The sequence below is a fragment of the Arthrobacter sp. SDR-2R genome (assembly GCF_057747955.1).
Map to the genome: position 1 here is coordinate 1521230 of NZ_CM173231.1, position 15098 is coordinate 1536327.

The window sequence follows — 15098 nt, forward strand, 5'->3', positions numbered from 1 at the left end:
ATGACCCAAACCCACGGCGGGCCGCCTCCCGAGGCGGGCCCGCCGTCGTCACGCGCCACCCTTGCCCAGGACCCGCCGGACCAAGGCAGCTCGACGCCGGCCGGCCACCTTCCAGCCCTGGCCGACGGTGTCCAGCTGCTTGGCCCCGCCGAAGGATCCGGCTACCGCGAACCGCCCGCCCTGGTGCGGCGCGCCGACGGCCAGACCCTGCAGCTGACCAGGCTCCTGTACCTGGTGCTGGAGGCCGCCGACGGGACGCGGGACCTTGAGGGCATCGCCCGGCACGTCAGCGAAGGCTCCGGACGGCTGGTCAGCGCGGACAACGTGCGCACCCTGATGGACACCCAACTGCTGCCGATGGGCCTGCTCCGGCTCGCCGACGGCACCCAGCCCGAAGTCAGGAAGGCCAACCCGCTGCTGGGCCTGCGGTTCCGCTACATCGTGTCCGACCCCCAACGCACCCGCAGGATCACGGCCCCGTTCGCTGTCCTCTTCAACCCGCTGATCGTGGTGGCCGTGACCGCGGCGTTCCTGGCCGCCTGCTGGTGGGTGCTCATGGTCAAGGGCCTGGGCTCCGCCACCCACGAGGCGTTTGCCCAGCCCGCCCTCCTGCTGCTGATCCTCGCCGTCACCATCCTCTCCGCCGGCTTCCACGAATTCGGCCATGCCGCCGCCACCCGCAAGGGCGGGGCAACACCCGGGGCCATGGGCGCCGGGCTGTACCTGCTGTGGCCCGCGTTCTTCACGGACGTGACCGACTCATACCGGCTGGGCCGCGGCGGCCGGATCCGCACGGACCTGGGCGGCCTGTACTTCAACGCCATCGTGGCAGTGGCCATCATGGGACTGTGGTGGGCCACCGGCTTTGATGCGCTGCTGCTGGTGGTGGTCACGCAGATCCTGCAGATGGTCCGCCAGCTGATCCCGCTGGTGAAGTACGACGGCTACCACATCCTGGCCGACGCCACCGGCGTGCCCGACCTTTTCCAGCGGATCAAGCCCACCCTCCTGGGGATCCTTCCGTGGCGGTGGGGCAACCCTGAAAGCAAGGTGCTCAAGCCCTGGGCCCGGGCCGTGGTCACCGCCTGGGTCCTGGTGACCGTTCCGGTGCTGCTGTTCAGCATGGTGATGATGGTGCTTTCCCTGCCGCGGCTGCTGGCCACGGGCTGGGCGAGTGCGGTCAAGCAGCAGGAAATGCTGGCGGCGAGTCTGTCGTCCGGCGACATTTTGGGCGCGGCGGTGCGGGCACTGGCGGTTGTTGTGGTGGCCGTGCCGGTGCTGGGCGTGCTGTACATCGTGGTGCGGCTGCTGCGGCAGCTGGTGACCGGGCTGTGGCAGAAAACGCGCGGCAAGGCGGTGCAGCGCACCGTTGCCATGGCCGCCGTCGCGGCTCTTCTGGCAGGGCTCGCCTGGGCATGGTGGCCCGACGGCGGGACGTACCGTCCGGTCCAGGCTTACGAACGCGGGACACTGGGGGACGCCACCCGCGCAATCCTTCCCCAGCGTGAGCGCGGGGCGCTCCGGCAGGGAGCAACCGGGCAGACCGTTGCGCTGTGGCCGGCGGGCGCCACCAAGCCCACGCGGGACAACCCGCAGCTGAGCATGGTGCTGGTACCCGCAGATGCCTCTGGTACCGGGGCGTCCTCCAGCGGCGGCGCTTCTTCCGCTGCGGCGCCGTCCTGGGTGTTCCCGTTCGACCGGCCCGCCGCCCCGGAGGGCGACGGAAACCAGGCGCTCGCGGTCAACACCACCGACGGCTCGGTGACGTACAGCGTGGCGTTCGCGCTGGTGTGGGCTGAGGACGGCAATCCCGTCACCACCACCAACGAGGCTTACGCGTTCGCCAACTGCACGGGCTGCGCCGCGGTGGCTGTCGGATTCCAGGTGGTCCTGGTGGTGGGGCAGGCGGACGTCATCGTCCCGCAGAACCTCTCCGCGGCGGCGAACTACAACTGCCTGGACTGCCTTGCCTACGCCCTGGCCAGCCAGCTGGTCCTGACCCTGGACGGGCCGCTGGATCAGGCCAGCAAGCAGCAGCTCGAGGCGTTGTGGGCGCAGATCGCCGAGTACGGCTGGAATCTTCAGGACGTGCCGCTCTCCGATATCCAGGCCACGTTGAACGGCTACAAGGAGCAGATCACGGCCATTGTTAAGGGCACTTCCGGGACGTCGTCCTCCGGGCCGACATCTCCGGCGTCGGCAGGACCCTCGCCGGGCCCCACGACGTCCAGTTCCCAAACCGAACCCAGTGTCCCGGCCCAGCCGACGGCCCCGGCCGGCGCCCCCAACCCGGCTCCGACTGAGGTGGCCACAGCGCCGGCGGGCCAGGACGGGGAAGGCGGGCAGCCGACGTCGTCCGTTGACTACGGAACCCCGGCACCCACCGTGGATTCCGGCGCAGGGGGGACCCCCGCACCAATCCCCACTTCCAGCGCAGGCTGAGCCGTTCACTTCAGGCCAGCATGCCTTTCCTTCAGCGGCATATTGCTATGGTGCGGGCCGTGCTGCAGCTGGAGGGCGCAGTGGATGAGCGGGAAATGGCTGAATGCCTGGGGCGTGTTGCCCAGCTGGCGGTTGTTGCGGGGGTCCCATTCCTCACTGAGCAGGCCCACGTCGTTGCGCAGCGAAAGCAGGCGTTCAAACAGGTCCACGGCCTCGTCCCGGCGGCCGATGCCCAGCAGCGCGTCGGCGAGCCAGAAGGAGCATGCCAGGAAGACGCCTTCGGTGCCAGGCAGCCCGTCATTGCTGGCCTCGGGGTGGTACCGCAGGACGAACCCGTCCTCGGTCAGGTTCTTCTGGACCGCGTCCACCGTGCCCACGACGCGGGGATGGTCATGGGGAAGGAACCCGACGCGGGGGATCAGCAGCAGGCTGGCATCGAGTTCGCTGCTGCCGTAGGACTGGACGAAGGTGTTGCGTTTTTGGTCGAAGCCGTGCGTCATGACGTCGTCGTGGATCTGCTTGCGCAGTGCGGCCCAGCGCCCCCCGGGTCCGGGAAGGCCGGATTCCTGGACGGCCTTGACCATCCGGTCCGCGGCCACCCAGGCCATGACCTTGGAATGGGTGAAATGGCGCCGGGGCCCCCGCATCTCCCAGAGCCCGTTGTCCGGCTGGTCCCACGCGCCCTCCAGGAACTCCATCAACGCCACCTGGATATCCCAGGAATCATCCGTGGTGCCGGGGTCCGCGGCCCGGGTGAGGGCCAGGCCGTCCAGGACCTCTCCCCACACGTCCAGCTGCAGCTGCGGGGCCGCGGCGTTGCCGGTCCGGACAGGCTTGGAACCTTCGAACCCTCCAAGCCACGGCAGCTCGGCCTCGGGCAGCCGGCGTGTTCCGTCCAGCCCGTACATGATCTGCAAATCCGCGGGGTTGCCGGCCACCGCACGCAGCAGCCATTCCCGCCACGCCGCTGCTTCATCCTTGTAGCCGCAGGCCAGCAGGGACTGCAGCGTCAGGGTGGCGTCCCGCAGCCAGCAGAAGCGGTAGTCCCAGTTGCGGCTGCCCCCGGGGTTCTCAGGCAATGAGGTGGTTGCGGCGGCCACGATGCCTCCGGTCGGGGCGAAGGTAAGTGCCTTGAGGGTGATCAGGGACCGTTCCACCGCGTCTTTGTAGTCGCCAGCCATGGAGTTCCGGCCGGTCCATTGCTCCCAATACTCCTGCGTGGAGGCCAGCGCCTTCTCCGGCTCGGTTTGGTCCGGGACGGGCTTGTAACTGTGTGCCCAGCGCAGGACGAACGGGATGCGGTCACCGGCGTTGACGGTGAATTCACTGACGGTCCGCATGTCCTTGCCCTCCAGCGGCGCGGGGGTGCTGAGGTAGGCGGCGTCAGGGCCCGCGATGGCGCTGATGCCGTGGCTGGTCCGCCGGACCCACGGAACGATCCGGCCGTAATCGAAGCGCAGGGACAGTTCGCCCTGCATGGCAACGCTCCCCTTCAGGCCCTCCACCATGCGCACCACGTCAGCGGAACCATCGCGGACCGGCATCAAGTCCGTTACCCTGACGCTTCCATCCGCCGTGTCCCATTCCGTCTCCAGGATCAGCGTGCCGGGCCGGTAGCGCCGCCGGGTGCAGTCACCGGCTCCGGCCGGGGCCAGCCGCCACCGCCCCGCCTCCGGCGAGTCCAGCAGGGCCGCGAAGCATGCCGGTGAATCGAAGTTTGGCATGCACATCCAGTCGATGGACCCGCTGCGGCCCACCAATGCAGCCGTGTGCAGGTCACCGATGATCGCATAGTCTTCGATCCTTGCCATCTGTTCCTCCGGGGTTTCGTATCCGACATGGTGCGGCTTCCCGCCAGTTGGGAAGCCGGGAAGCTATCCGCCCACCTGGTCCACGGTGAATGCCGCCAGGAATCCCGCGGCGGCGATCAGGCCGGTAAGCAGGTGATGCTCCTCGAAGGCCTCGGGAATCATTGTGTCGGCGAGCATCGCCAGGATGGCGCCGGCCGCAACGGCGGTGATGAAGGCGACCAGTTCCCCGGGGGCGTTCTGCAGGACCAGGAACCCGACCAGCGCGGCAAGCCCGGAGAGGACGGCGATGCCGCCCCACACGCCGAACACGTAGCCAGGCCCGCGGCCGGCCCTTTTCATCCCGGCTGTGCTGGACAGTCCCTCGGGGACATTGGAGATGAAGACGGCGGCCAGCATGGCAGGGCTGACCGCGCCCGCTGTCACCAGCCCCACCCCCAGGACCACCGATTCCGGGATGCCGTCCAGCAGCGCGCCGATGGCGATGGCCGTCCCGCTGCCCGGCTTTTCCTTTTCGGAGGGCTGCTTGCCGCCCGACCGCTTCCGATGCTTCGCGCCCTTGCTGGCCAACACGGCATTGGCAGCCACATACACCAGGGCGCCGCTGGCGAACCCGGCGATGGTGGGCCACAGTCCGCCGCCGTTGACGGCCTCCTCCACGAGCTCAAACGACAGCGCAGAAATCAGCACACCGGCGCCGAACGACATCACAGAGGACACCACCTTTGGCGGGATCTTCCATTTCCACGCCAGCGCGCATCCCACCACCAGCGCCCCGCCGGCGATGGTGCCCCACATCCATGCCTGCAGCCATGCCGGCATTAGGCACCACCCGCCGTCGAACGTCCGCTTCTCCAGCGCCGTGCGTTCCTCGCCGCCCGGACCGCCGCAAAGGCCAGGCCCGCGGCCGCGCCTGACGCCGCCACGGCAAGCATCCGCCGCGCCGCACGGGTGCTTTCCAGCACGGCCCGGGCATCGGGGCCCGGCTCCGGCCTTCTGCCGGTGACGTCGTTCTCATCCAACTCCCAGGCCGACGCGGGAGGAAAGATCCCCGACGGCAGTTGTTCCCGCCGCAGCTCCCGGCGTACGGCCAGCCGCTCCCGTACCTCCTGGTTGGGGGCGGGCACCGCACCCTCCGCCGCCAGGGCTGCGGGGAGGTCGATGATGTACGGCTCTCCATAGAACGCCGCGGAAGCCACCGAGTCCAGCCATGCATTGGTAGGTGCCGCCACGCCGGCGCGCGCGAAACCTGACTGCAGCATGTCCCGGATATCCGCCAGCCCCCGGCCTTCGGTCTCCCGTGCGACCTCGAAGATCACCGCCTGCAGCAGCGCTTTCTGCCTCCCGCGGGGGTCCTCGGCGCTCGGATCCTGGCCTGTGGGGTCAGGGTCAAGTGGCTTTGCCCCCGAGGGGTTCGCGTTGCCTGGGCTGGTGCTCATGGGCTTCCTTTCGGTCCTGTCATGGTTGGCGGGTACCTGCTTTTACTGGACCCGGTAAGGGCGGGCGTCGGCAGCGCGGAAGGCCAGCCCGTTGCCGGGGACATCCGACGGCCATACCCATCCGCCGTCCGGGTCAAGCGTTCCGTCAAAGAGCATGTTTTCGATCCGGACGTGGTCGTGGAACCATTCCATGTGCCGGAAATTAGGGGTGGCTGCGGCGACGGCGGCACTGAGGTGGGGGGCGCAGTGGCCTGAGATTTCCAGTCCGTGGGCGGCAGCGACGGCGGCCACGCGCAGCCATTCGCTGATCCCGCCGCACCTGCTGACATCGGCCTGGAGGCAGTCGACGGCGTCCGCGCTGCACATGCGCCGGAAGTACACAAGTCCCGTTCCGTACTCCCCGGCGGCCACGTCGGCGTCGACGGCGGCGCGCACCGCCCGCAGTCCGGCGAGGTCGTCGCTGGAGACGGGTTCTTCGAACCAAGTGACGTGCTCATCTGCTGCGTCCCGCATCACCCGGATTGCCTGCTTGGCGCTGTAGCCACCGTTGGCGTCCACGAACAGTTCCGTGCCGGGCCCGATGGCGGCACGCGCCTGGCGGATGCGCTCCAGGTCCCGCGCGACGTGCGTCCCGCCGTCCTGGCCGATCTTGATCTTCACCCGGGGGATGTGCTGGCCCTGGGCCCAGCCCTGGAGCTGGTCCCGCAGCTGGTCGTCGGAGTAGGTGGTGAACCCGCCGCTGCCGTACACGGCCACGGAATCCCGGACAGCGCCCAGGAGTTTATGCAGCGGCACCTCCAGCAGCCGGGCCTTCAGATCCCACAGGGCACAGTCGACGGCGGACACGGCATAGGATGCCAGGCCGGTCCGGCCAGGGTTGCGCACCGTCCGCGCCATCGCAGCTGCCGCGGCCGGCACGTCCAAAACGTCAATGCCCTGGACGGCCGGGGCCAGCAGGCCTTCCACCAGGGCCGCCGCCGGCACCGGGGCGTAGGTCCAGCCCAACCCGGTCTTCCCGCCGCCGTCCGCTTCCACCAGGATCAGGGTGGTGGAGTCCCAGCTGTAGGTGCCGTCCGCTTCGGGTGCGTCGGTTGGAACCGTGAAGGCGCTTGCCCGGATGGCGGTGACCGAGGTGGCGGCGGCGGACACGGTTCAGCCCTCCTTGTGCGGCAGGAATTCCTGGATCTTGGTCTTGACCCCTTCCTTCACCACGCCCCAGGCGCTGTCGTCGCCCTTGACCATGGCCTCCGCAGTCTTCCGCGCCTGTTCAAAGGTGGCGTGCGGCGGGATCGGCGGAATATCGGGGTCGGTGCGGACGTCCAGGAGGGTGGGCCGGTCCGCGGCGAGGGCCTTCTCCCAGGCCGGCCCCACGTCGTCGGGGTCCTCAACGTGGATGCCCTGCAACCCCAGGCTCTCCGCAAAACCCGCGTAGTCGACGTCGGGCAGGGCCTGGGACTCGCGGAAGGCCGGCACCCCGCCCATGGCCCTCATTTCCCAGGTGACCTGGTTCAGGTCATTGTTGTGCAGGACGGCCACCACCAGCCGGGGATCATTCCATTCGCGCCAGTAGTGTTTCACCGTGATGAGCTCCGCCAGCCCGTTCATCTGCATGGCGCCGTCCCCGGCGAAGGCGATGGCGGGCCGGGCCGGAAAGGCGAACTTGGCGCCGATGGCGTAGGGCACACCGGGGCCCATGGTGGCCAGGTTACCGGACAGCGAGCCGCCGACGCCTTCCCGGAACTTCAGCTGCCGCGCATACCAGTTGGCTGAGGAGCCGGAATCGGCGCTGAGCATCGCGTCCGCCGGCAACCGGGTGGAGAGTTCGGCGAACAGCCGCATGGGGTTGACCGGGTTGGCGCTGACCATGGCTTCGTCGTGCATGGTTTCCCACCAGCGGCTGATGTTCGATTCCAGGTTTTCCCGCCAGGACCGCTCCTGCTTGCGGGCCAGGTGCGGAATCAGGGCGCGCAGGGCGGCAGCGGCGTCGGAGACGATGTTGAATTCGTTGGTGTAGCGCAGCCCGATCATCTTGGGGTCGACGTCGATCTGCACGCCACGCGCCTGGCCCGGTTCAGGCAGGAACTGCGTGTACGGGAAACTGGATCCCACCGTGAGCAGGGTGTCGCAGTCCCGCATCATCTCGTAACTGGGGCGGGTGCCCAGCAACCCGATGGAGCCGGTGACGTAGGGCAGGTCATCGGGCAGGGCGTCCTTGCCCAGCAGCGCCTTGGCCACCCCGGCTCCCAGCAGTTCAGCCACTTCCCGGACCTCCGCGGCCGCGCCCCGCGCCCCTTGTCCGATCAGGATGGCCACCTTGGAGCCTTCATTCAGGAGTTGCGCGGCACCGCGGATCGAGTCGGTGTCAGGCTGGATGTCGGGCCGGCGGACACCGACGCTGGAAGGGACCATCTTGAAGTCGTGGGTGGGGGCGGCATACTCGAGTTCCTGCACATCGGCCGGGATGATCACAGCGGTGGGTGCCTGTTGGGCCTCCGCGATACGGATGGCGCGGTCGATGACGTTGGGCAGCTGCTGGGGGACGGTCACCATCTGGACGTAGTCGGAAGCCACGTCCTTGAAGAGAGTCAGCAGGTCAACCTCCTGCTGGTAGGAGCCGCCCATGGCGCTGCGTGCCGTCTGTCCCACGATGGCCACCACCGGAACGTGGTCCAGCTTGGCGTCGTAGAGGCCGTTGAGCAGATGGATGGCTCCGGGCCCGGAGGTGGCCATGCACACGGCCACGCGGCCGCCGAACTTGGCGTAGCCCACGGCCTCGAACGCGGCCATCTCCTCGTGCCGTGCCTGGATGAATTTCGGCTGGTTGCCGGCCTTGCCAAAGGCGGCCAGGATGCCGTTGATACCGTCTCCGGGGAAACCGAAGACCTTGTCCACACCCCACTCACCGAGGCGTGCGAGCAGGTAGTCGGCCACTGTGGTTGCCATGATCAGTCTTCCTTTGCGCTCATCGTGGCGCCGCGGCGGGCGCCTTGGACCAGGACGCGGGCGGCGCGGGCCGCCAGCGCCATGATGGTCAGGGCGGGGTTGGCGCTGCCCTGGGTGGGCAGCACGCTGCCGTCCGTGACCAGGAGGTTGCGTACCGCGAAACTGCGGCAGTTCCGGTCCACCACACCGGCGTCCTGGGTGGCTGCCATCCGGGCCCCGCCCACCAAGTGGGCATAGCGGTTGATGGTGATGACTTCCTCTGCCCCTGCAGCGGTCAGGATTTCTTCCATGACCTGCTGTGCTGCGGACATCAGCTGCCGGTCGTTGTCGCACTGGCCGTAGCTGAAGCGCGCCACGGGAATGCCGTGCCGGTCCGTCTCGTCAGCCAGCGTTACCCGGTTCTCCTTCAGGGGGAGGAATTCGCACAGGGCGCCCAGGCAGGCCCAGTGCGGGTAGTCGCTCATGTAGCGGCGCAGCGCCGGGCCCCAGTGCCCCTGCGCGGCAACATGCTCGGCCCAGGTAATGGGCAACGGGGACACGCACTGGATGGAGAATCCCCGCTTGTATGGCTTTGCCGGGTCCGTTTCGTAGAAGTCCTCCGTGCTGACTTCGGGGGGAGGGGCCTTCCACATCCGCACCTCGGCCTGGAACCGTCCGGCGGTTTGGGGCGCGCCCTGGACCATCAGGTACCGTCCCACCTGGTCGAAGTCGTTGCACATCCCGTCCGGGAAGCGCGGCGTGGCGGAGTTCAGCAGCAGCCGCGGGGTTTCGATCGAGTAGCCGGCCACGGCCACCAGGCGGGCCCGCTGGAACTTCGTGACACCGCCCTGGACATATTCGACGCCGGCTGCCAGCCCGCTGCGTTCGTCAAAGCCGATCCGGGTGGCCATCGAGTCGGGGCGGATTTCGGCGCCGTGGGCCAGCGCGTCCGGGACGTGCGTGATCAGCGGGGATGCCTTGGCGTTGACCTTGCAGCCCTGGAGGCAGAATCCCCGGTAGATGCAGTGCGGCCGGTTGCCGAACCTGCCGTTGGCGATGGCCACCGGACCCACCTTCGCGGTGATGCCGCGGGCGTTGGCGCCGCGCAGGAACAGCTCGCCGTTGCCGGACACAGGATGCGGCCGGTGCGGGTAGCCGTGCGGGTCGCCCCACGGCCAGCGCTCCCCGGCGACCGGCAGTTCCGCTTCGATGTCTTCGTAGAACGGCCGCAGTTCCGCGTACTCCAGGGGCCAGTCGGCGCCCACCCCATCAGCAGTGAAGGTCCGGAAATCGCTGGGGTGGAAACGTGGCGTGTACCCGGCGAAGTGGACCATGGAGCCGCCCACCCCCCGGCCCGAGTTGTTTGACCCCAATGGCACGGGATCAGTCCCGGCAATAACCCGTGGTTCGGTCCAGTACAGGTGGTGGGATCCGGCTTCATCGCTGACCCAGTCCTGCTCGGGTTCCCAGAACGGACCCGCCTCCAACGCCACCGCCCGCCACCCGGCCCGTGCCAGGCGCTGCAGCAGCGTGGAACCTCCTGCTCCGCAGCCCACGATGACCATGTCCACCTCATCGGTTTCGGCGTACCGCCGCATGTTCTCCCGCAGCCGAAGGTTGCTGCCGGGTCCGGAAGGGAGCAGCCACGCGGACTCATTGCGTTCGCGGACCCTGTTCACCGGTCTGCCCCGTGGCCTGCGTCGTGGGTTGGCCCGTGGGTGGGGTCAGCATCGGGGCGGATGTCGCGCACCTCGAACGGCTCCAGGCGGTTCACACCCAGGTTCTTGTAGCCGCGCGGGTAGGCCGGTCCCGCGAAGCCGATTTCGTCCCAGGCCAGGGGATGCGAGTAGAAGGCGGTGCAAGCGTACCGGGTCCAGAGGCTCCACACCCGGTCCGCCGGCAGGCCGTGCCAGAGTTCCCGGTGCAGATTGCAGATGTCCTGCAGGAGCCCGGCCTGCTGCTCTGGATCCAGGCCGGCAAAGGTGGAGCCGGCACGGGAGTGCGCTTCACGGTCCAGCGCCGCGAGCGTTGCCCGCCACGCTTCGCCGTCCCTCGGCATGTTGTCATAGTGCCAGCCGTCGGTTTGCTCATCTGCCAGGCGGGCGTCCACCATGTTCACCACCGGCACCCGGGGCTCGCCCTGCTGGCCCAGTAACTGGTCGAAGAGGGCGCGCGCTGCGGCCTCCTCTGCGGGCGTGAAGAAACGGACGTCCGGCGGCATACCCAGGCGGGACTCGACGACGGCGGCTGTCGCCCGGTCCCAATGGCCCGCCTGGGCGCGGGTGCTGAAGCCGGGGTAGCGGCCGCCGCCGTCGGACATGTCCAGTGGGAGGCTGCTCATGGTTCCCGCCTCAGGACGGAGGCCAGCACCCCCATTCCGCCCACCAGGGTGACCAGCAGCGGCGCGAACAGCGGCGGACCCATCTCCAGGTTGTAGCGCAGGTTGGACAGGCCGCCCGGTTTCTGCCGGATGCCCTGCAGGTGCAGCCAGGTTCCTTGCAGCCCGTTGGCAATGATCGCGGCGCTGGCCAGCGGGAGGGCGGTCTTGGCCATGCGGCGGCTGAATACGCCGGCTACTCCCGCGGCGGCACCCAGCGGGCCCAAGGCAACGGGAACCCACATCCACTTGTTGCCGAAACTGGCCTTGTCATGTTCCAGATAGATTTCCGCCGCCGTGACCAGGGCACCGGCAGCCGTCAGGCCTGACAGGGAGCGCTCAAACCTCCCCGTCTGCACATTCCGTACAAGCCGGTCGATGCCATTCACCGTGCTGCGGACCGGATCTGCCGGGTGTTGCGTCTTCATGATTCTCCTTCGGGCCGCCTGCGAACAGACGAGGGAAGCTGGCAAACTTTGCGGGACAGCAACCATTAGAGGAAACTGGTGCCCATGGATACATCTGCCGGATCTGCGTTGATCCCTGAACCTTCAAGTCGGGAAGTCGAAGCGGTGATGGGCGCCGCCGACACTCTTCTGCGCGTGGTGGCCCGCTCTGTTGCTGAGGTTGAGGACATCGTCAATACGCCACAGCTGCGGGTGCTGGTCCTTATCCATACCCGCGGACCACAAAACCTCGGCGGCGTCGCCGCAGAGCTTGGCGTGCACGCATCCAATGCCACCCGCATCTGCGACCGGCTGGTAGCGGCTGACCTGCTGCAGCGCCGTGAAGACCCCGCGGACCGCCGATACATCCGGTTGGAGTTGACCAGCAAGGGCAAGGAACTGGTCAACTCCGTGTTGGAGCACCGGCGGCAGGCCATCGCAGAGGTGATTTCCAGGATGCCTGCGGGCCGGCGTCCTGCGCTGGCCGCCGCGCTGGAGGCCTTCGCAGCCGCCGCCGGTGGCCAGGGTACCTCCGACGGTCGCTTTACGTTGGGAGCCGGTACGTGACGTGACCGGATCCTGGTGCGGCAAGCCATGTTTTCATTGAAACCCAATATTTGCGTTTGCGCAATAGTTGGCAAAAGTGGGATGTCTTCTCTGCTGGACCCGGATCGGCGGAGGGAATCCTTCAGGCTGGCTTGATGCCCCACTGTCCGGTGTGGGATTGCCCGGGGTCCAGGGTGATCAGGCCTTCGCCGGAGTTGAAGGCGTCAGGGGCGCACGTCATGGGCTCCACGCCCAGCCCGGTCCGGCGGCGGTCCCGTTGGGGGAGGGTGTCCCCGGTGAAGATCTCCAGGTAGGGGTATGTGTCGTCCACCCACAGCTCAACTCCTCCGGAGCGGTCCGGGCGCAGCAGCCTTACGCGGGCGCGCCCATCCCCGCCGCGGAGAAGGTCGGTGTAGGCCACGTCGATGTGCCGGCCACCAAGTTGCTGGAGTTCCCGCAGGTCGTACTTTGTGCCGTCCACACGCTCGTGCCCGGTGGGGATGCCGCGTTCATCCACGGGCAGGTACGTCCGCCCCGGCACCTGGACCAAGGCGGTGTCGATAGCGCCCGCGCGCAGCGTTCCTGTGCTGAGGTAAGGATGCGCCCCAGTCCCGTAGGGGCACGGCGAGTCGCTCCGGTTCACCGCCGTGCTCCGCACCGTCAATCCGTCCGGACCGAGTTGATAGTCCAGCCGGCAGTCGAGGACCCAGGGCCAGCCTTGGCAGGCGTGCAGGGTGTAGGCGAAGGAGATGGATTCGTCGGTCTGCTCCACAACCGGGGCATTCCAGTTCCGCCAGCGGGTCAGTCCGTGGATGGCCCCGCCTTTGTCCGGCTCGCTCAGGTCAAGCTGGAGCCGACGGCCTTCCCACTCATAGCTGCCGGCCTTGATCCGGTTCGGCCAGGGGATGAGCGACTGACCGCGTGCGCCCGTGCACATCTCATCCGGTCCATACCCGTCCAGCAAGGTGCGGCCGTCCAGCAGGTAGTCCCGCAATGCCCCGCCAACCTCCGTGAGGTGCGCGGTTTGCCCGCCGTACCGGATTTCGTACTGGAGCCCGGACGGGTGCCGGTGGTCGATGGTGGCTTCTGTTGGTTCCCGGCGGGGAATCATCGCTGGTCGCCTCTGCCGCCGCGGGACTTTTGCAGGTCCAGCACAACCTTGACGTCGTCAGGCCTGTGATGGAAGGCCTCAGCGTAGTTTTCGAGGGGTACCCGGCGGCTGATGAGGCGGCGCAGCCAGTCGGGGTTGGCAGAGGACAGGGCCTTGGCGCCGGCATCGTAGTGGCGCCGGTTGGCGTTGACACTGCCGAAGACCACGCCGTTCATCAGCACTTCCTCGCGGTTGAGGGCGCCGACATCCACTTCCGTTTGGTTCCCGGTTCCCGAGACGCCGGTCAGGCAGGTGATGGCGTCCTGGGCGCGGCAGCGCAGTGCGTCCAGGACCACGGGGGTGACGCCCGTGCACTCAACCAGGACGTTCGGTTTCAGGCCGGAGTCCGGCAGTGATTCGCTGTGGTAGATGGCTCCGAGGTCCCGGACCAGCTCCGGCTTGGGCCCGTCCTTGACGATGTCGAAGACGTGGACTTCCAGGCCCTGCTGGACGCCCAGAAGTGCGGCGAGCAAGCCAACGGGTCCGGCTCCGGTCACCACGGCGATATGAGGGTCGAAGAAAGCCCGCTGCCCGATCCTGGTGATCTGTTCCCAGGCCTTGGCCACGATGGTAGTGGGCTCCAGCAGCACACCCACGTCTTCCAGCCCCGCCTCCAGTTTCACTATGGACTGCGGGTCGGCGCGCCATTGCTGGCGCGCGAATCCGTCCAGGCCTTTGATGCCGTGCTCGGTGTACTTGCCGTTCAGGCACATGTCCCACTCGCCGGCGGCGCAGGCTTTGCAGGGTTCGGGATCGGGCCTGCGGACAATGCCCACCACCAGGTCTCCCTCGGCGAGGCCGGAATCCCGCGGAGCTTCCCGCACCCGGCCCAGGTTTTCATGGCCCAGCACCAGGTAGTCCTGGCCCGGCGGAGCCTCGCCGTAATCTGCCGCGATGATCTCGGCGTCGGTGCCGCAGAGGCCAACCGCCAGGGCATCCACCAGCACTTGTCCTTCACCCGCTGCCGGTTCCGGAATGTCGCGCAGGTGAAGGGAGTCCTTGACTCCCGGGGTCACTGTCAGCGCACGCATGATGTCTCCCTTTAGCCGTGGTTGTCCTGGCCAGTGTCTCGCTTTATTTGCGATGACGCAACAGTGTGGGGGAAGCAAGCGCTAACGTCCATCGAGCCCGCTCAGCAGCCGGGCAGCCAGTCGGCTTTCGCACTCATTGTTCTGCCGCATGGCCGCCGCGGTTGATATCCAGCATGATCACGACCGCGAGGAGAACCACGGAGATGGAGGCGGACGCGAGCGTATCTGTAAACCAGTGATAGCCGAGGTAAACGCGGCTTGCTGCTTCCAGTGTCAGGCCTCCGGCTGCAGCGCTGAAGGCAACGATCACGGAAACCGTGCGGGAGGAGCGGGAATAGAGCAGGTATGCGCCGATCAGCAGAAAGTTTGAGGCACCGACGACGTGCCCGGAAGGAAACGATGAAGTGGCATCGGCGCCCAGCATCATCAGTGCCGCTGGGGGACGGGAACGTCCCACGGCGTGGGCGATGACCTCCGTAATGATGACCCCCGTGAGCATCGACCCGGCGAGCAGCAAGGGGCGCCAAAGGCGGCGGGTCAAAAGGGCCCAGGCCGTGGTGGCGAGCAGTGTTATCAGCGGAAGGGCGACCGGGCCGAACACAATGGCGAGTCCCGCCAGAACCATGGTGGCAGCACTGGTCCGGTGATTCACGAACCACTCGGTCATGGGACCGTCGGCCGCTGTGACGCCATTGCCGTGAAGCACTTCCCCCAGCGTCAGCAAAAAGGAAGCGGCGCCGGCCAGGGCCAGCGCAAGTGACACTGCGCTCAGGACGAGGAACCGGCCTGGGGGAACAATGAATCCGTCGCCTAAGCGAAAAGCCAAGGATTGAGACTGCGACTCTTTTACATCAGGGCGGACATCGTCGTCATCGCTTGCCACGGCGGCACCCATTCCTCCTGCTGGACTGGTTCCTCGTCGTTGGGGAACTTTCGC

Annotated in this window: 13 protein-coding genes; 2 read left to right on the forward strand and 11 right to left on the reverse strand. The window is 67.8% G+C overall.

The features are described from left to right. Positions 1-2442: a zinc metalloprotease gene (locus tag AC3ANU_RS07045; protein ID WP_488315740.1), complete on the forward strand. Its 2442-nt coding sequence runs from the start codon at positions 1-3 to the stop codon at positions 2440-2442. A gap of 5 nt (positions 2443-2447) precedes the next feature. Here the strand turns inward: AC3ANU_RS07045 and AC3ANU_RS07050 are convergent, their stop codons facing one another. The 8 genes from AC3ANU_RS07050 to AC3ANU_RS07085 all read right to left on the reverse strand — a co-directional run bounded on the left by AC3ANU_RS07050 (position 2448) and on the right by AC3ANU_RS07085 (position 11416). Next, on the reverse strand, positions 2448-4253 hold the full coding sequence (locus AC3ANU_RS07050; RefSeq protein WP_134163999.1) for a glycoside hydrolase family 15 protein: 1806 nt from the start codon (positions 4251-4253) through the stop codon (positions 2448-2450). Positions 4254-4316: 63 nt separating this feature from the next. Next, positions 4317-5072, reverse strand: a complete 756-nt coding sequence (locus tag AC3ANU_RS07055; RefSeq protein ID WP_056392892.1) for a ZIP family metal transporter — start codon at positions 5070-5072, stop codon at positions 4317-4319. Further along, complete coding sequence (locus AC3ANU_RS07060; protein ID WP_488315741.1) at positions 5072-5689, reverse strand: hypothetical protein; 618 nt, start codon at positions 5687-5689, stop codon at positions 5072-5074. The genes AC3ANU_RS07055 and AC3ANU_RS07060 overlap by 1 nt, the downstream gene beginning before the upstream one ends. A 42-nt stretch (positions 5690-5731) precedes the next feature. After that, on the reverse strand, positions 5732-6838 hold the full coding sequence (locus AC3ANU_RS07065) for an enolase C-terminal domain-like protein (protein WP_488315742.1): 1107 nt from the start codon (positions 6836-6838) through the stop codon (positions 5732-5734). Positions 6839-6841: 3 nt separating this feature from the next. After that, positions 6842-8632: a thiamine pyrophosphate-requiring protein gene (locus tag AC3ANU_RS07070; protein ID WP_488315743.1), complete on the reverse strand. Its 1791-nt coding sequence runs from the start codon at positions 8630-8632 to the stop codon at positions 6842-6844. 2 nt (positions 8633-8634) lie between these two features. Continuing rightward, complete coding sequence (locus AC3ANU_RS07075; protein ID WP_488315744.1) at positions 8635-10290, reverse strand: GMC family oxidoreductase; 1656 nt, start codon at positions 10288-10290, stop codon at positions 8635-8637. After that, complete coding sequence (locus AC3ANU_RS07080) at positions 10287-10952, reverse strand: gluconate 2-dehydrogenase subunit 3 family protein (RefSeq protein ID WP_134163994.1); 666 nt, start codon at positions 10950-10952, stop codon at positions 10287-10289. The genes AC3ANU_RS07075 and AC3ANU_RS07080 overlap by 4 nt, the downstream gene beginning before the upstream one ends. Further along, complete coding sequence (locus tag AC3ANU_RS07085; protein ID WP_018768701.1) at positions 10949-11416, reverse strand: hypothetical protein; 468 nt, start codon at positions 11414-11416, stop codon at positions 10949-10951. Before AC3ANU_RS07085 ends, AC3ANU_RS07080 begins: the two co-directional genes overlap by 4 nt. A gap of 84 nt (positions 11417-11500) precedes the next feature. Here AC3ANU_RS07085 and AC3ANU_RS07090 point away from each other — a divergent pair, with 84 nt between their 5' ends. Then, positions 11501-12001 carry a MarR family transcriptional regulator gene (locus tag AC3ANU_RS07090; protein WP_051081332.1) on the forward strand — a complete coding sequence of 167 codons (501 nt, stop codon included), beginning with the start codon at positions 11501-11503 and terminating at the stop codon, positions 11999-12001. Positions 12002-12122: 121 nt separating this feature from the next. On the opposite strand, the gene AC3ANU_RS07095 is transcribed toward AC3ANU_RS07090, so the two are convergent. From AC3ANU_RS07095 to AC3ANU_RS07105, 3 genes are all read right to left on the reverse strand, one after another. Next, complete coding sequence (locus tag AC3ANU_RS07095) at positions 12123-13091, reverse strand: aldose 1-epimerase family protein (protein ID WP_018768699.1); 969 nt, start codon at positions 13089-13091, stop codon at positions 12123-12125. Then, a complete protein-coding gene (locus tag AC3ANU_RS07100; protein WP_018768698.1) occupies positions 13088-14161 on the reverse strand; it encodes a glucose 1-dehydrogenase in 1074 nt (357 codons plus the stop codon). The genes AC3ANU_RS07095 and AC3ANU_RS07100 overlap by 4 nt, the downstream gene beginning before the upstream one ends. 133 nt (positions 14162-14294) lie before the next feature. Next, positions 14295-14987 (reverse strand): phosphatase PAP2 family protein, encoded by a 693-nt coding sequence (locus AC3ANU_RS07105; RefSeq protein ID WP_235509848.1) that lies wholly within the window; start codon positions 14985-14987, stop codon positions 14295-14297. Positions 14988-15098 lie beyond the last annotated feature (111 nt).

Excerpts from the sequence above, each read along its gene's own strand:
- AC3ANU_RS07060 (WP_488315741.1), bottom strand. The coding sequence starts at position 5,689 with ATGAGCACCAGCCCAGGCAACGCGAACCCCTCGGGGGCAAAGCCACTT.
- AC3ANU_RS07055 (WP_056392892.1), bottom strand. The coding sequence starts at position 5,072 with ATGCCGGCATGGCTGCAGGCATGGATGTGGGGCACCATCGCCGGCGGG.
- AC3ANU_RS07045 (WP_488315740.1), top strand. The coding sequence starts at position 1 with ATGACCCAAACCCACGGCGGGCCGCCTCCCGAGGCGGGCCCGCCGTCG.
- AC3ANU_RS07100 (WP_018768698.1), bottom strand. The coding sequence starts at position 14,161 with ATGCGTGCGCTGACAGTGACCCCGGGAGTCAAGGACTCCCTTCACCTG.
- AC3ANU_RS07050 (WP_134163999.1), bottom strand. The coding sequence starts at position 4,253 with ATGGCAAGGATCGAAGACTATGCGATCATCGGTGACCTGCACACGGCT.
- AC3ANU_RS07095 (WP_018768699.1), bottom strand. The coding sequence starts at position 13,091 with ATGATTCCCCGCCGGGAACCAACAGAAGCCACCATCGACCACCGGCAC.
- AC3ANU_RS07070 (WP_488315743.1), bottom strand. The coding sequence starts at position 8,632 with ATGGCAACCACAGTGGCCGACTACCTGCTCGCACGCCTCGGTGAGTGG.
- AC3ANU_RS07090 (WP_051081332.1), top strand. The coding sequence starts at position 11,501 with ATGGATACATCTGCCGGATCTGCGTTGATCCCTGAACCTTCAAGTCGG.
- AC3ANU_RS07080 (WP_134163994.1), bottom strand. The coding sequence starts at position 10,952 with ATGAGCAGCCTCCCACTGGACATGTCCGACGGCGGCGGCCGCTACCCC.
- AC3ANU_RS07085 (WP_018768701.1), bottom strand. The coding sequence starts at position 11,416 with ATGAAGACGCAACACCCGGCAGATCCGGTCCGCAGCACGGTGAATGGC.